Raw genomic sequence first — 15,142 nt, 5'->3', positions numbered from 1 at the left:
CTTGGGGGAAGCAGAATGGGACTGCGTTTTACAATATATGAAAACCCGCAGGAATTTCTGCAGAGAACAGAAAGGTTCCTGCTTAAACGTGAAGCTGAAAACAATCTTCCGCTTGGGCTGCTGTACCAGGCTGCAGAACCTGACAGCCCTTATAAAAATCCCTTCCTTGCATTGGCAGAAAGGGAGGCAGAAATCATAGCAGCACTGATCATGACACCGCCGCACTATCTGATATGGTCTGCAGGAGACATTCCTGATGAAGCGGCTGCTTTGGTCCTGCGCGAGCTTTTTGAAAGAAACATATCTTTTCCCGGAATCGTGGCACCAAAGGAAACAGCGCGGAAGGCTGAAGCGGAATGGAAGAAATTGACCGGTGCAGGCAGCGAAACTGTGATGGATCAGAGGATTTATATCCTGGAGAAGGTGAACGATCTTCCATATGCAGGCGGAACATTGTCACTGGCTTCTGAAAAGGATGAGGAGCTCGCTGCAGGCTGGATATCCGATTTCAGCAGAGCCACTCCTGAAAATACCCTGAGCATAGAAGAGGGAAGGAAAAAGGCGCGGCAGTTTATCTCGGAAAGATCCCTTTATTTATGGCTGGAGGATGGAAGGCCTGTTTCCATGGCGAAAAAAGCAAGGCCAACCAAACATGGTGTTGTTGTCAATCTCGTCTATACGCCTGACGAGGAGCGGAAGAAAGGCTATGCTTCAGCCTGTGTGGCGGCATTGAGCAGGGAATTGCTCAAATCCTATAAGTTTTGCTCACTCTACACAGATTTAGCCAATCCAACCTCCAATCATATCTACCAGGAAATCGGCTATAAGCCGGCAGCTGATTCTGTGATGCTGAAGTGGGTTTAAATTGAAAACGGAAGGCCAAATCACGGAGATTTGGCCTTTTTATCATCGGAGGTGACAGGATGCTGGAAAGGCTGGCAGAGGAAATACCGCTGCTCAAGAAGAGCATCGGAATTGTCCGTTTACAGAAAGGATTTTCACAAGATGAGAAGTATATGGTTTCTTTGGATAAAAGCAAATTACTTCTGAGGCTCTTTGATTTGTCAGGACTTCCATCAAAAAGACAAGAGTTCACGATTTTAGAAAAAATGCATGGTTATGCTATCCCCTGCTCCCAGCCAGTAGAGATTGGCGAAGCAGGAGGGAGAGGATATATGATCACCACCTTTATCGAGGGGAAGGATGCGGAGGAAGAAATAAAGTTCCTTTCTGATCAGGATCAGTATGCAATAGGGTTAGAGGCCGGAAGTCAATTGAGGAAAATGCATCAGCTTCATGCTCCTGAAGGAATGCCTTCCTGGTATAAAAGGAAAGCAGAAAAGCATAAGAAGTATATGGAAGCATATTCTTCATGCGGTGTAAAAATCAAACATGATGATAAAATCATCCAGTTTATTGAAAAAAACCTTCACAGGATGAAAAAACGTCCCAGCCTTTTTCAGCATGATGACTACCATCCTGGTAACCTGATTATTCAAAATAAAAGTCTGGCCGGCATTATTGACTTTAACCGGTTTGACTGGGGAGATCCGATACATGAATTTCTAAAAATCGGCATCTTCAGCCGTAATATAAGCATTCCTTTTTCAATTGGCCAAATAAAAGGCTACCATGATCAGGAAGAACCGGGAGAGGCGTTTTGGACCTTATATTCCGTTTATCTGGGAATGTGTGCTTTTTCCACGGTTATCTGGACATTAAAACATACCCCTGAAAACCTTGAGGGGATGATGGAAAAAGTGTATCTGTTTTTGGAAGACCATGATTATTTTTCTAAAATGAGGCCTAAGTGGTACGATTTGCATCAGGGGGGACAGCGCCAGTGGAAGTAAACTATCAAATTTATGCCGGAATGCCAAAACAGGAAATGCTGGACAAAATCCTTCCATTGCATGCTTCCATTTTCGGGGAATCGGGCCAGCTGGAAAGTAAGATGGCTGATAAGCCTAAGCTGCTTGTTGCAGTTGCGGCCTGTCAAGAACGGGTAATTGGCTACAAGATGGGCTATGAATTGGAGGAGAGCAAGTTTTACAGCTGGCTTGGCGGTGTGGATGAGGAGTTCAGAGGGAAAGGAATCGCTTCCAGGCTGATGGAGATGCAGCATGAATATATCAAGGGGTGCGGGTACAGGGTGATCCGAACAAAAACGATGAACAAGTGGCGGGACATGCTGACCCTGAATACAAAGCACGGATTTGATGTACTGGAAACATATATAGATGAAAAAGGAAAGCATAAAATCATCCTTGAGAAAAAGCTGCGGGACTAGCAAGAATATTACTGGAAGAAAAAGGTTTTGAGAGATTTTTGTCGAAATACTCCTTATTACACATTTCGGAGGTAGTCTGTGTTCTTATTATTTTATTGAGATCCGGGAAATCGACATACCTAATAAATGACAGGGGTTGAATTCTTATGATCTATACATCTTCCTTAAAGGGCATTTCATCTGACATGCTGAATGGTTTTTTTGCAGATTGGCCGAATCCTCCCTCCCCGGACACGCATCTGAAATTGCTGGAAAACAGCTTTAAAGTGATCCTCGCCATTGATGAAAAAGCGGAGCAGGCAGCCGGCTTCATCACTGCCATCAGTGACAATGTTCTATCTGCGTATATCCCATTGCTCGAAGTCCTCCCGGAATATCAGCACCAAGGGATAGGAAAAGAGCTGTTAAACAGGATGCTTAAAGAACTTGATGGCCTTTATATGATTGATCTGCTTTGTGATGATTCCCATGCTCCGTTCTATGAGAAGGCGGGAATGACTAGGGCCGGCGGAATGGTATTCAGAAATTATGAGAGGCAATCAGGTGTAGAATAGGGGGAGCACAGGGGTATACTCTGTGCTTTTTTCTAAATTAGCGAGGAGAAATATATGAAACAATTTTTATCTTTTGATGTAACCATCCGGGTAAGAATGCTATTGAAATTTTTCACCGTGCTTGCTCATACGATGGTCATGCCTTACACGGTTGTCTATTTTGCAGCGAAAATTGGCCCTTCTTTAACAACTATGATGATTATCATCATTGGAATCATTAGTATCATAGGATATCTTTTAGGCGGACAAGCAGCTGACCGGATCGGACGGAAAAGAGTCATCATCACCAGTGAAATGATGACTGGAATCGGCTTTTTAATTGTGTACTGTTTTGATTCACTCCACCATTTTTACGCCATTCCCATTGTAGTTGCATTCAGCTTTATTTATTTCTTTGAAAGTGCCTCAAATCCCGCCTATTCTGCTTTGATCATTGATGCGAGCAATGAGAAGGACAGAAAAATCATCTATACCTACTTTATGTGGATTACAAGTACTGCATTTGCCGGCGGAAGCTTATTGGGCGGATTCTTTTTTGAAAATCATTCTTCCATGCTGTTCTTTATAGTTGGCCTGACTTCCATATTATCCGCTGTATTGACCTCCCTGCTGATAAAAGACATTCCTCTTAAAGCTGCTGATGCAATCACTGAGCTGCCAGCCGCACCGGCAAAGAAACTAAGTATTTTTGCCTCACAATTATTTCTTTTCTTATGCATAGGACAGCTGCTTATCAATATATTGAAAGAACAATTCCCCAATTATTTAAGCATCAGGATCGTGTCAAAATATCCTGTTGGGGATATTGATATTTCAGGATACAAGATGATCGGCTATCTGAATCTCGAAGAAACGATCATCATCACCATAGCAGCAGGCTTCATATTCAAGCTGACCAAAAGGCTTTCGGAAAAAATGTCCCTCATGCTGGGCTTGCTGCTTTTTGTACTGGGCTATATCTGCCTAAGCTATTTCATTCATCCAGCCCTCTTAATGCTGGGTATGCTTTTCATTTCTGCCGGCGGGCTCATCTATCTGCCAACCCTTCAGGCCATCACCGCTAAATCGCTTCCTGCCCATTCAAGAGGAAAGCATCTATCAGTCCTTGGACTGGTGGGGGCGGTTGGAGGGATGATCTCCAGTTTATTTATCTGGGCAATGGCATATATACCGGAAATAGGGATTACTTTTATTTTTGTAGGAATGGGGATTTTTTTGGTGGGGGTTTATTGGAGGGTTTATCATATTTCTGAAGATACCCCTGAAATCCAACTTAAAATGACCAAGGTTGGATAGTATCTTGCGAAATAAACCTATGCGTTATAAAAAAGCTAACAAATTTTTCGGAGGTATATCTATGTCAGAAGTCGCAATAAGATGCACAGGCATTGCAGCAATCTTAATTAAAAAGCTTGAGAAGGAAAGCAAGGTATTACTTTTAAAGAGAGCCGGAACTGTGCTGCCGGATGCCTGGTGCTATATTGGCGGCAGCATAGAGGAAGGGGAAACAGCCTGGAAAGCGGCTTTAAGAGAGATAAAAGAAGAAACAGGCATCTCGCTGCCCTATCTTTATGTATCCAACCAATATGATCAGATATACTCTGCGAAAGACAATTATATTTACATGGCGCCTGTTTTTGTCGGCTATGTTCCGGAGCATCAGGAAGTTATCTTAAATCATGAACATTCAGCTTATAGATGGATGTCATTTGCGGAAGCGATTGAAACCGCCTCATTGCCGGGGAATGATGCGGTTTTGATGAGTGTGGAAAGACACTTTGCTAAAAAGAGTCCTCCTGACTTTTTACGTGCAGGCAAACTGGTGGTAGCCCGCTGATATGAAATCAAAAATGCACCGGGCTTATGGTGTGTATGGCCTCTTTTTCAAGAAAAACAAACTCCTGGTGATAAACAAAAAAGGCGGTCCATACACCAATCGCTATGATCTGCCGGGAGGAAGCCTTGAGGATTCAGAAAGCCTGGCTATGGCTTTAAGGAGAGAGTTTCTTGAAGAAACAGGCTTAGAGATAGAATTCATCCGGAATATCGGCGTTATTGATTTCATGCTTCCTTGGGGTTGGAAGGAATATACCCATGTGCATCATATCTGTGTTTTTTATGAAGTCGAGGGGACTGGCAGACTGACTCAGCCGCTGGAGTTTGATGGTCAGGATTCGTTTGGAGCCTTGTGGCTTGCTGAGTATGAAGCAAGCTGGGATAATGCGTCGCCATTGGTGCTCAAAGCATTTGAATGGCTTAGGACTAAAAAGCTGAGTGTTGATGCAGAGTGCTATGATGATTGGGAAGTGAAGGGCTAGTCGAAAAATCTTGAAGTAACCTCTTGAATGGAAAAACGTCTAACCTGTTAGAGGTGATTTTTTTGAAAAAAAGACTCCTGATTATTTTGGCGGCATTTGTTCTTTTAGCCGGCTGGAACCTGTGGCCGGAGAAGGTTGAGAAAGTGGAAGTGTATAAGATGCATGCATTAGAAGGGGAAAGGTCCATTACAATTTCCGACACTAAATCAGTCCAGATATTTAGGAATGCCTTCAGGAACGCTAAGAAACAACCTGGTATCGCAGATATGGCGGAGCCGGATTACAAAGTAGCTATGGGGAATAAGATTTATTTTCTCTGGATTGGTGAAGGTCATGGGACGATTATGAATATTGATGATACACATAAAATCTATGCGCTTTCCCGTCGGTCCGTTGATAAGATTGGGAGAGTGTTAAGCAGGCAGGAGTAGGTTCTTATTTTCTTTAGCTGAGTACAACAGATATAGCTGTTAGCAGGTAAGGACATCCTGTATTAGTTAGTGCTTTCAGAGACCATGCAAGGAATATCTATACACCTCATTAAGAAGAAGATTTATTTGGAATAATTATTTGAACTCCTAAACTGGAAAGGACAGTCCTCTTTGGAAGACTGTCCTTTTTTTGTTGTTGAGTTAAAATAGTATTAATGAAAAAAATGAGGAGTCTCCATTATGCCAACCATCAGACATTCACAATTCATCAAAGCACCAATTAAAATATGTTTTGACCTTGCCAGAAGTGTTGAAGTACATACACAAACAACATCAAGAACACAGGAAAGGGCAGTTGGGGGAGTGACCAGCGGATTGCTTGAAAAAGGCGATATGGTAACTTGGGAGGCCGTGCATTTCGGTATCAGACAGAGGCTGACGGCCAAAGTGACAGTTATGGAAAAGCCTTTTCGTTTTGTCGATATCATGGTGAAAGGCGCTTTCAAGTCGTTTGTTCATACTCATGAATTTTTCGAGGAAGCTGAAGGAACGGTAATGATTGATACTTTCCAATATGAATCGCCTTTTGGACTGCTGGGAATTGCAGCTGATAAGCTGTTTTTGGAGAGGTATATGCGGGAGTTTATAGTGTTTCGGGCTGAGGGGTTGAGGGAGTTGGCTGAGAAGGGGGGAAGGTAGTGATAGGAACAGGAGGGTTGGTATAGGCAGGAGCAGCGGTCTTTATCTTAGGTGGAATTGGACGACCTTGGAACAAAATAAAAAGAGAGGTCTCGAGATAGTGAATGGGTCACTCTAACCAAAGAAAAGTGAGCCAGGGTGCCTCAAAAGGAGGTCATGAGTCACTCTAACCAGAGAACTTAGTATCAGAGTGCCTCAAAAAGAGGATATGAGTCACTCTAATCAAAGAACATAGAATCAGAGTGCCTCAAAAAGAGAATATGAGTCACTCTAACCAAAGAACATAGAATCAGAGTGCCTCAAAAAGAGGATATGAGTCACTCTAACCAAAGAACATAGAATCAGAGTGCCTCAAAAAGAGGATATGAGTCACTCTAACCAAAGAACATAGAATCAGAGTGCCTCAAAAAGAGAATATGAGTCACTCTAACCAAAGAACATAAAATCAGAGTGCCTCAAAAAGAGGATATGAGTCACTCTAACCAAAGAACATAGAATCAGAGTGCCTCAAAAAGAGAATATGAGTCACTCTCACCGAAGAACATAGAACCAAAGCGCCTTAAGAATAGGGTGTGAGGCTCCCTAACCAGTGTTATAGTAGAATTAGGATTGAAAACTGAAATTAGAAAAATGTTCCAGAAAGAAAGTCAGGAACCTTGTATTATAAATCAACACATTTTTAAAAAAACCTGACTTCCATCTCCGAAAGGCTAACTGCGCTCTATAAAGTGAGAAGAATAGCCATGTCCTTTTAAATCATAATGGCTGGATAGTGCCTTCCGAATGGTTCTATTGCATTTAATAACCCCACACCACTCATAAATTCCATTAGTAGTCAATTTCCTATCCGGAAAAAGTAGCTTATATTCTTCTGCAGCACGCATGATCGCTGAGGTATAACTTTCCTTTCCTCCGCAATGATTGCATTTCAAGCTTTTCCCATCAAAATCCTCATACAGCACCCCACACCCCCTACACCCAATCCCCTTCCTCAACCCCTCCCACCCATACTCAGGCACAGATGAAAAAGGTGATTTATCAAGATGGGCAGCGGCCAGTCTGTCTGCGAGTTTGGTATGTGCTGATGACAGTTTCAGTGAGGTATCCTTCTTTAGAGGAGCGGCAAAGCGGTTGAGCTGCGGGTGGAATACGGCAGGGAGGTTGAGAGGAGCTTGATAGAGCTGGAATTCCGGGTTGATGAAGATGAGGTGGGATTGGATTTTGATTTTGCAGCCTAGTTCCTGGAGGAGCCGGCGGAACAGCTGCTCGTTTCTTTTGAGCTGCAGGAGGGGGTTTTTGATTTCGGTTTTTGAGGCGGTGAACCATTGGTCTCCTTCGGCCACAAAATCGCCTTCGAAGTTTTTGACTTCGAATAGATAAACGATGTATGCGGTGATCAGGACTGAGTCGATTTGAAATAAGGTGTTGTTCATTTCCAGCAGCAAATCGTTTAAAATCAGGCCTCCTTCTGCTGCAGAGAGCAGCCATTCATCAAATTGAAGTTCGCCCTGGTAGCCTTTCTCTAAATTAGAATAGTAAGTCTCATCCTTAGTTGACAAATCCATACGGGAATTCAATGCCCTGAAAAGACGCAACTCACGGGGTTCTGTCCGGGTTTTTACAATCAATCATCATCACTCCTTTTGCCACATTTTAACATAATTTAAAAGAACAGGTGCAAATAAAAGCCTGTTCCCGCCTATACTTCCGTCAACTCTGTTTCCCTCACAAACCGCTGAACATTATTTCTTCCATTCCTTTTGGCAGCATACAAAGCCTGGTCTGCTTCTCTCATCAGAAATTGAATAGGATCGTCCAAAACCTGCGGAAAAAGAAACATATGTGAAACTCCTAAACTAAGCGTTGCATGCACATAAACCTGGCCCAACTTGGTGTACTGTTCTGCAACATTGAGTCGTATCGCTTCAGCTAAATCACAGGCTTCGTCAAAGGAAGTATCCGGCAGCAGTATGATAAATTCTTCCCCTCCGTATCTGCCTATCACATCAGTTGCGCGAATGCTCTCTTTGGCAACCCTCGCAATATGGGAGAGTACAAAATCCCCAGTCTCATGGCCATATTCATCATTAATCTTTTTAAAATGGTCGATGTCAAACATGATTAAGGAGACATCCCCCCCATTGGGACTGATGCCCCCCAGTGATTCCAGCGATTGCTTCATAAAATAAGTCCGGTTGTAAACTTGTGTCAGGCCGTCAATGGAAGCGAGTTCCTTCAGTTGTTCCTGTATCAGGATTTTTTCAGTAATGTTAACAAATGAAATAATCCGCCCAATTTGATGGCCGTTTTTATCCTCGACTTCTGACATTTGAACCTGGTGGTGGATTTTTTTTCCATCCCGAATCCACTCATAATCGCAGTCCATCCCATTCTCTATAATTTCCTCAAGTATGCGGAATCCGGAAAATGCCTCTTTAAATGGCTTGCCGATCACAGAAGGCTTGAGGAAGGGCATGATAGGAACCATCGCTGAGTTGTAATCAAGGATGGCTCCCTTCCGGTTAAGGACAATCACGCCTTCTTTCATTCTGTCAAAAACCGTATCTCTTAATATCGGGGTAACATCGAACATTTTGAAAGACATCAAAGCGACCCAGTGGAAAAGATAAGATAAGCTCATGGAAACGGGTCCAAGATCAATGCCATATGGGCTCAGGTCGTTTAAGTAAAAATAATTTGCAAGAATCGGGAATACCAGACCGGCAGCCATGGCCATTAACTGGATTCTGAACAGGAGGGATGCACCTTTTAGCCGAAGAAGCAATGTCAGGACACTGACCGTCAGACAGATGAACATATAAAAAGCGTGAACATAAAAGAAAGGGCCATATTCCAGATCGGCAATCGGGAAGGGGGCATCATTTCTAAGCTCAACAGCCTTATAGTACAGATGGTGAAGGCCATTTGTGGCATGCATGAAGATGGTTGCACTGGGAAAAAGGAAAAGAATATAAATGACCCAGGGCTTCAGCTTTTGCCCGGCATATTCAGCACACATTAAGAAGATAAAGGCAGGAATAAAGGGCATGACAAGATATTCCATACTTAACCATAGTTTGATGCCCTTCAGTGTGGAACTGGACAGTTCAAATACATAGAAAAAGGAAAAGAGCGACGATAAGATGGTCGCGATGATATATGGCTTAACACCTGGAGCGCCTTTTAGCTTATAGAAGGCAAATAGGCATAAACATAAGCTCAAAACTCCTGAAAGAGCGACTAGCGATTTATATAAAATCAATTCATTGGTCATGTTATATACTCCAGTAGTATAAATCTTTTGATAGATTATTAATCATATAAAGTATACTTGAAGACCTATGAGACAGGAAAGGACTTTTGTCATTTAAAGGATGAAAAAGAAAAAACCGCCTCCTTTTTAACTGAGAAGGCGGTTTTGCTTATTCATTTGCGATCCCTGGATAATCACAGTACTCAATGATGGTTCCTTCTGTATCAGCAGGATTCAGATACACGAGCCTCCTGCCATGCTTGTTTGTCCTGAGGGAATCCTCAAGAATCCGGATTCCGCTGTTTTTCAGGTCAGCGATTGCCTCCATTAAATCAGGCACCCGGTAGGCGATATGGTGGACGCCTTTCCCTTTTTGCTTGATGAACCTGGCGATGGGGGAGGTTGTATTATTGGTAGGTGCCAGGAGTTCGATCCGGTCGCCATTAACCTCTAGTATGCAGACTTCGCTTTCGACTCCTGCTGCTTCACTTACATATCTGTCAATCAGTTCAGCATCCAATATGTGTGTGTAAAATTTGAGGGTGCTGTCTATATCTCGTACGGCTATTCCAATATGATCCATTATTTTTTCCACAAGTATGGCTCCTTTCATTCCCTAACAGTGTAAAGGATGGAAGCCTTGTTTACAATTCATCTGAAAAATTCACAAAAAATGTATAAAAAGCACTTGCAACGGTTTTGCTGAGAGACTATGATAGCTAAGGAAATTATTGTTTATGAAAAATTCTACAATGAAAGAAGATGTATATATGGCCCGATCAGCTTCGGCTGTCGATGCAAATGAGAAGCTCAGCATCCGCAATGGGATTGCTACTACTGTCATTTTGAACATCAGCACCAATTATTTTCCTCTGTTTGCGATCAGTGTACTTGGCGTTTCGAACTACCAGGTTGGATTGATCAGCTCCCTGCCTCAGTTTATAGGAATTTTTGCCATGGTGATCGGCTCCCTGCTTATAGGCAGGATGGAAGAAAAGAAGCGGCTTACCGCATACTCCTTCCTGGCCGCGCGTTTTTTCCTTTTAGCGATGTTTTTGCTTGTGTATCTGCCTGAGGAGATGAGAGGGTGGATATTTGTCCTCCTTGTCGGCCTGATGAATTTTCCAGGTTCGATTGCCAATTTGAGCTGGCAGTCCTTCATCGGCGATCTGATACCTGACAGCCGCCGGAGCGGTTTCTTCTCCGAGCGGAACAAAGTAATGACCATTGTCGGCATGCTTTCAACTTTCGCCATCGGCATTCTTCTGCAGCAGTTTGACCAGTCCAATTCTCTGCCTTTCCAGGTTTTATTTTTAGCCGCGTTTTTGATTGGACTGGCGGAAGTGTACTATTTGTTCAAGCATGAAGAGCCAAAGTCCAGCAGGAAAGCGGAGAAAAAACTAAGCATCGGCCTTCATGTTTTCAGGCACAAGCCTTTCTTGTATTTTATCATCTGCAGTCTTTTCTTTAATTTCGGGTGGCAGATGGCCTGGTCGCTTTTCAGCATCTATCAGATCAAAATTGCCGGCGCCACGGCACTTTGGATCAGCCTTTTCACTGTTGCGAATCAGCTTGCCCAGATTGTGAGCTTTAAATGGTGGGGAAGGATGGCTGATAAACACACTAATGCGAAAATGATGATTCTTGTATCTTTGGGTATGGCATCGGCACCTGTGCTGACAATCCTCTCGCCGAATATGGTGTATCTGGTTATCGTCAATTTCTTTTCCGGTCTGTTTGTTTCAGGCACCGTGCTGCTGCTCTTCAACCAGCTGCTGGAGGTAACTGAAGAGGAAACACGCAGCATCTGTATTTCGAACTATAATATTCTGCTGGCCCTCGTCGCCTTCATTGCGCCGCAGTTTGGTGTATTCCTTCTTGAAGCGGCCGGCATGAATGCTGCTATGACAGTTTCTTCAGTCCTGAGAGGAGCAGGTGCGATATTCTTCTTGTGCCTATTCGTCTATTTAAGGAAATCAAAGGGACATTCATTAAAACTAGCCAGAAATATTTTTTAAAATAACCAAAACCAAAAGCTTGAAAAGCTTTTGGTTTTTTTATGTTGACAAAAAGAAAGCATAGGATTATAGTTGCTTAAGTTAATAGTTAACAAAGTTAATTATTTATCTGGTAAATGGAAGCAGGGGGGATACCAATTAGCAGGGATAGATTGATTTACGACCTGATTGCAACAGTGAGAGGAACTGTGAAGAAATCAAAAGCAGATTTTCATGGCCTGTTTGACGGGTATATTCCTTTTAATGAATTCCTTGTTCTCAGGAAGCTTGCAGAAAAAGGGGAAAGTAAGGTCTCCCAGCTGGCGGGTGAGCTCGGGGTCTCAAGCAGCCATATAACAGCAGTCAGCGAAAAGCTGCTTAGCAAAGGACTGATCGTGCGGGGCGGAAGCGAACACGACAGAAGAATTGTATGCTTGTCCCTGACAGATGAGGGAAGAAAGATGGCAGCAGAGCTGGAGCAGGTTTCCAAGGATTATTTTGAAGAAAAGCTCCGTGATTTATCGGATGAAGAACTTGTTCTGACAAGCAGCCTGCTGGGCAGGGTCCACTAAAAAGAGACATCATAAGAGGTGAAGCAAATAATGGAACATTTGAGCCAAAAAGAAAAAATTACGATTATGATCGCCATCATTGCTGCAATGTTCTTTGCCGCAGTCAATCAGACAATCGTAGGCAACGCCCTTCCAAAAATCATATCCGACCTGGGCGGACTGGATTATTACAGCTGGGTTTTCACGATTTATATGCTGACCAGCGCCATTACAACCATACTTGTCGGGAAACTGTCTGATATTTATGGACGGAAGCCATTTATTTTAATTGGAATTATTATCTTTTCTATCGGCGCCTTTTTATCGGGAACGTCCTCTGATATTTTTGATTTGATCACATACCGCGGAATCCAGGGCTTTGGGGCCGGTATGATCATGTCTACTGCCTTTACTGCCGTAGGGGACCTTTTTGCGCCCCGCGAGAGAGGGAAGTGGCAGGGGGCGATGAGCGCTGTGTTCGGGATCTCCAGTGTCTTCGGCCCGACGCTCGGCGGTTATATTGTTGATAACCTGGAGTGGAAATGGGTATTCTGGGTATTTCTGCCGCTAGGCATTGTCGCACTTGCATTGATTTGGAAGCTGTTCCCGTCACAGGAAAAGAAAAAAGGGGAAAGCGTCGATTATGTTGGGGCAGTATTCCTGACAGCCACCATCGTTCTCACTTTATTAGGATTCTCCTGGGCAGGAACAAAATATGACTGGGGTTCATCACAGATTATCATGCTGTTCGGCGGCGCTGTGATTGCACTCATCTTGTTCATCATAATCGAAAGAAAAGTCAAAACACCGATTCTGCCGCTATATTTATTTAAGAACGGTATCTTTACGATCTCGAATATCATTGGCTTCGTCATCGGGGTATCCATGTTTGGAGGCGTCATGTATGTGCCTTATTTCATCCAGGGTGTTCTTGGATATTCAGCCACACACTCAAGCTTCCTGACGATGGCCATGACTCTGGGGCTGGTTTTCGCCAGTGCTCTTGGCGGCCAGATCATTTCTAAGACAGGCAAATATAAGCTGCAGGCAATCATTGGGTTATGCATCTCTGCAGTAGGATTGTACTTATTATCACGGATGGATGCAGATACTTCCCAATATGCACTTGTTGGATTTCTGATTCTTGTAGGATTTGGTATCGGAATCGGCATGACGGTATTCACGCTGACTGTCCAGAATGCGGTTGAGCAGAAATTCCTGGGGGTTGCCACCGCGACATCCCAGCTTTTCCGCTCAGTCGGCGGAACTGTAGGTGTTGCTATAATGGGAACACTTTTGAATAACCGCATGGAAGACAAAATGACCACCATGTCACAGAATCAGAATACCAATAATATGGCTGCTTCTCCTGAGCTTGCAGGGAAACTGGAGTCATTGAAGAATCCTCAGCTTCTCCTAGATCATGAGAAACTGGCCCAGGTTAAGGCTTCGCTGCCGGCAGAAGCGGCTTCCCTGTTCGAGCAAATTATTTCAATGCTCAGGGAGGCCCTCAGCTATGCTTTGTCAGGCGTGTTCTTATTTGTCACCATCACGATGCTGGTGGCAGTCATTCTTACCTTCTTCCTGAAGGAAATTCCTCTCAGGAGTGCAGCGGATTCAAAGGCACCCGAGCCTGCAAAAGGTGAATAAATAGAAAGATGGGGACCTGGCTGAGCCAGGTTCTTTTTCCATTTAGCGTGTTAATTCAGAATATTGACAATACCCTTTTTGTGGCTTACCTTTTAAGAAGAGCAGGGAGGGAATCATATGGAACAATTAAGAGAGAGAGCAGATTATTTGGATAGCCAGGATCCGCTCCGCAAATTTGCAGAAGAATTTTACATAAAAGAAAATATGATTTATCTGGATGGCAATTCACTCGGGCTTTTATCATCAAGGGCAGAAAAAACACTCTTCGATATGCTTGATTCATGGAAAAACTTAGGCATAGACGGATGGATGAGCGGGGAGAATCCTTGGTACTATGTATCCGAAAGATTGGGGCATAGGTCAGCTGCATTGGTTGGAGGAGAGCCTGGAGAAGTCATTGCAAGCGCTTCCACCACAACGAATTTGCACCAGCTTGCCGCAACCTTTTTCAAGCCGGAAGGCAAGCGGACCAAAATATTGGCTGACGAATTGAACTTTCCATCGGATATCTATGCGCTGCAATCACAGCTCAAGCTGAAGGGACTGCCGCCTGAAGAGCATCTCGTCCAGGTAAAGAGCAGGGATGGCAGAACAATCACCGAGGAAGATATCATAGAGGCGATGACGGATGAAATCTGCCTGATCATCCTTCCTACTGTTTTATATAGAAGCGGACAGCTTCTGGATATAGAATGGCTGACAAAGGAAGCCCATAAGAGGGGCATCCTTATCGGCTTTGATGCGTGTCACTCTGCCGGGGCGGTTCCGCACCATTTTTCAGAATGGGGCACTGATTTTGCTTATTGGTGCAGCTATAAATATATGAACAGCGGGCCTGGGGGAATCGGAGGCCTTTATGTGAATAAAAAGCATTTTGGCAAAATGCCGGGCTTATCCGGCTGGTTCGGGTCGGATAAAAGCCGGCAGTTCGATATGGAGCATACTTTCACACCAGCTCATGATGCAGGCGCTTTTCAAATTGGGACGCCTCATATTTTAAGTGCCGCTCCGCTATTAGGCTCGCTCGATATGTTTGAGGAAGCCGGAATCGATAGAATCAGAGAAAAATCCTTGAAAGCTACCGGCTACCTGATAGAATTGGCAGAAACTTATCTGTCCGGTTATGGGCTTACAATCGGAACGCCGAGAGAAGATATGCGGCGGGGAGGGCATGTTGCTCTTGAGCACCCGGATGCTGCAAGGATCTGCAAAGCCTTAAAAGAAAAAGGTGTGGTGCCGGACTTCCGTTCTCCTAATATCATCAGGCTCGCACCGGTAGCCTTTTATACTTCGTACAATGATATCTGGAGGGCTGTGTCGATTCTAAAGGACATCATGGAGAACAGATTATACGAAAAATATGAAAACAAGCGAGAAATCATCGCATAAGGAGTCATAA

Annotated in this window: 16 protein-coding genes; 13 read left to right on the top strand and 3 right to left on the bottom strand. The window is 43.8% G+C overall.

Annotated features, from left to right (window positions below):
- The first annotated feature begins 15 nt into the window (after nucleotides 1-15).
- The 9 genes from Q9R36_RS01440 to Q9R36_RS01400 all read left to right on the top strand — a co-directional run bounded on the left by Q9R36_RS01440 (nucleotide 16) and on the right by Q9R36_RS01400 (nucleotide 6,292).
- The gene (locus Q9R36_RS01440; RefSeq protein ID WP_311224426.1) at nucleotides 16-864 is read left to right on the top strand and encodes a GNAT family N-acetyltransferase; all 849 of its coding nucleotides are present in this window, start codon (nucleotides 16-18) and stop codon (nucleotides 862-864) included.
- A 59-nt stretch (nucleotides 865-923) separates the two neighbouring features.
- Nucleotides 924-1,853: an aminoglycoside phosphotransferase family protein gene (locus tag Q9R36_RS01435; protein WP_311224425.1), complete on the top strand. Its 930-nt coding sequence runs from the start codon at nucleotides 924-926 to the stop codon at nucleotides 1,851-1,853.
- Entirely contained in the window at nucleotides 1,844-2,290 is a 447-nt protein-coding gene (locus Q9R36_RS01430; protein ID WP_311224424.1) for a GNAT family N-acetyltransferase, read from the top strand. The genes Q9R36_RS01435 and Q9R36_RS01430 overlap by 10 nt, the downstream gene beginning before the upstream one ends.
- Before the next feature lie 146 nt (nucleotides 2,291-2,436).
- Entirely contained in the window at nucleotides 2,437-2,844 is a 408-nt protein-coding gene (locus Q9R36_RS01425) for a GNAT family N-acetyltransferase (RefSeq protein WP_101547628.1), read from the top strand.
- A 54-nt stretch (nucleotides 2,845-2,898) separates the two neighbouring features.
- Nucleotides 2,899-4,140 (top strand): MFS transporter, encoded by a 1,242-nt coding sequence (locus Q9R36_RS01420; protein WP_198018088.1) that lies wholly within the window; start codon nucleotides 2,899-2,901, stop codon nucleotides 4,138-4,140.
- A gap of 61 nt (nucleotides 4,141-4,201) precedes the next feature.
- Nucleotides 4,202-4,681: an NUDIX hydrolase gene (locus Q9R36_RS01415; RefSeq protein ID WP_240684029.1), complete on the top strand. Its 480-nt coding sequence runs from the start codon at nucleotides 4,202-4,204 to the stop codon at nucleotides 4,679-4,681.
- 1 nt (nucleotide 4,682) lies between these two features.
- On the top strand, nucleotides 4,683-5,162 hold the full coding sequence (locus Q9R36_RS01410) for an NUDIX hydrolase (protein WP_129612296.1): 480 nt from the start codon (nucleotides 4,683-4,685) through the stop codon (nucleotides 5,160-5,162).
- A gap of 62 nt (nucleotides 5,163-5,224) precedes the next feature.
- Nucleotides 5,225-5,593, top strand: a complete 369-nt coding sequence (locus Q9R36_RS01405; protein WP_094767281.1) for a YhfM domain-containing protein — start codon at nucleotides 5,225-5,227, stop codon at nucleotides 5,591-5,593.
- Nucleotides 5,594-5,833: 240 nt separating this feature from the next.
- On the top strand, nucleotides 5,834-6,292 hold the full coding sequence (locus Q9R36_RS01400) for an SRPBCC family protein (RefSeq protein ID WP_311224423.1): 459 nt from the start codon (nucleotides 5,834-5,836) through the stop codon (nucleotides 6,290-6,292).
- A gap of 710 nt (nucleotides 6,293-7,002) precedes the next feature.
- On the opposite strand, the gene Q9R36_RS01395 is transcribed toward Q9R36_RS01400, so the two are convergent.
- The 3 genes from Q9R36_RS01395 to Q9R36_RS01385 form a co-directional block, all read right to left on the bottom strand.
- Nucleotides 7,003-7,920, bottom strand: coding sequence for a nuclease-related domain-containing protein (locus Q9R36_RS01395; protein WP_311224422.1), 918 nt, complete (start codon nucleotides 7,918-7,920; stop codon nucleotides 7,003-7,005).
- A gap of 71 nt (nucleotides 7,921-7,991) precedes the next feature.
- Nucleotides 7,992-9,566, bottom strand: coding sequence for a histidine kinase N-terminal 7TM domain-containing diguanylate cyclase (locus Q9R36_RS01390; RefSeq protein WP_311224421.1), 1,575 nt, complete (start codon nucleotides 9,564-9,566; stop codon nucleotides 7,992-7,994).
- Nucleotides 9,567-9,714: 148 nt separating this feature from the next.
- Nucleotides 9,715-10,140 (bottom strand): VOC family protein, encoded by a 426-nt coding sequence (locus tag Q9R36_RS01385; RefSeq protein ID WP_311224420.1) that lies wholly within the window; start codon nucleotides 10,138-10,140, stop codon nucleotides 9,715-9,717.
- A 142-nt stretch (nucleotides 10,141-10,282) separates the two neighbouring features.
- Between Q9R36_RS01385 and Q9R36_RS01380 the strand changes: the two genes are divergently transcribed.
- The 4 genes from Q9R36_RS01380 (at nucleotide 10,283) to kynU (ending at nucleotide 15,132) form a co-directional block, all read left to right on the top strand.
- A complete protein-coding gene (locus tag Q9R36_RS01380; protein WP_094767276.1) occupies nucleotides 10,283-11,563 on the top strand; it encodes an MFS transporter in 1,281 nt (426 codons plus the stop codon).
- 152 nt (nucleotides 11,564-11,715) lie between these two features.
- Nucleotides 11,716-12,114, top strand: coding sequence for a MarR family winged helix-turn-helix transcriptional regulator (locus Q9R36_RS01375; protein WP_170939406.1), 399 nt, complete (start codon nucleotides 11,716-11,718; stop codon nucleotides 12,112-12,114).
- 30 nt (nucleotides 12,115-12,144) lie between these two features.
- Entirely contained in the window at nucleotides 12,145-13,743 is a 1,599-nt protein-coding gene (locus tag Q9R36_RS01370) for an MDR family MFS transporter (protein ID WP_148949568.1), read from the top strand.
- 117 nt (nucleotides 13,744-13,860) lie between these two features.
- Nucleotides 13,861-15,132 (top strand): kynureninase, encoded by a 1,272-nt coding sequence (gene kynU, locus Q9R36_RS01365; RefSeq protein WP_311224419.1) that lies wholly within the window; start codon nucleotides 13,861-13,863, stop codon nucleotides 15,130-15,132.
- Nucleotides 15,133-15,142: the final 10 nt, after the last annotated feature.

The organism is Bacillus sp. AG4(2022) (genome assembly GCF_031844465.1).
Classification (GTDB): domain Bacteria; phylum Bacillota; class Bacilli; order Bacillales; family Cytobacillaceae; genus Bacillus_AB; species Bacillus_AB infantis.
Note: the sequence above shows the minus strand (reverse complement) of the source record. Positions and strands in the feature narration are given on the sequence as shown.

Bases quoted from the DNA above. Each gene is read 5' to 3' on its own strand.
- Q9R36_RS01440 (WP_311224426.1), top strand. From the start codon at position 16: ATGGGACTGCGTTTTACAATATATGAAAACCCGCAGGAATTTCTGCAG.
- Q9R36_RS01420 (WP_198018088.1), top strand. From the start codon at position 2,899: ATGAAACAATTTTTATCTTTTGATGTAACCATCCGGGTAAGAATGCTA.
- kynU (WP_311224419.1), top strand. From the start codon at position 13,861: ATGGAACAATTAAGAGAGAGAGCAGATTATTTGGATAGCCAGGATCCG.
- Q9R36_RS01390 (WP_311224421.1), bottom strand. From the start codon at position 9,566: ATGACCAATGAATTGATTTTATATAAATCGCTAGTCGCTCTTTCAGGA.
- Q9R36_RS01425 (WP_101547628.1), top strand. From the start codon at position 2,437: ATGATCTATACATCTTCCTTAAAGGGCATTTCATCTGACATGCTGAAT.
- Q9R36_RS01410 (WP_129612296.1), top strand. From the start codon at position 4,683: ATGAAATCAAAAATGCACCGGGCTTATGGTGTGTATGGCCTCTTTTTC.
- Q9R36_RS01415 (WP_240684029.1), top strand. From the start codon at position 4,202: ATGTCAGAAGTCGCAATAAGATGCACAGGCATTGCAGCAATCTTAATT.
- Q9R36_RS01435 (WP_311224425.1), top strand. From the start codon at position 924: ATGCTGGAAAGGCTGGCAGAGGAAATACCGCTGCTCAAGAAGAGCATC.
- Q9R36_RS01400 (WP_311224423.1), top strand. From the start codon at position 5,834: ATGCCAACCATCAGACATTCACAATTCATCAAAGCACCAATTAAAATA.
- Q9R36_RS01380 (WP_094767276.1), top strand. From the start codon at position 10,283: ATGAAAAATTCTACAATGAAAGAAGATGTATATATGGCCCGATCAGCT.
- Q9R36_RS01370 (WP_148949568.1), top strand. From the start codon at position 12,145: ATGGAACATTTGAGCCAAAAAGAAAAAATTACGATTATGATCGCCATC.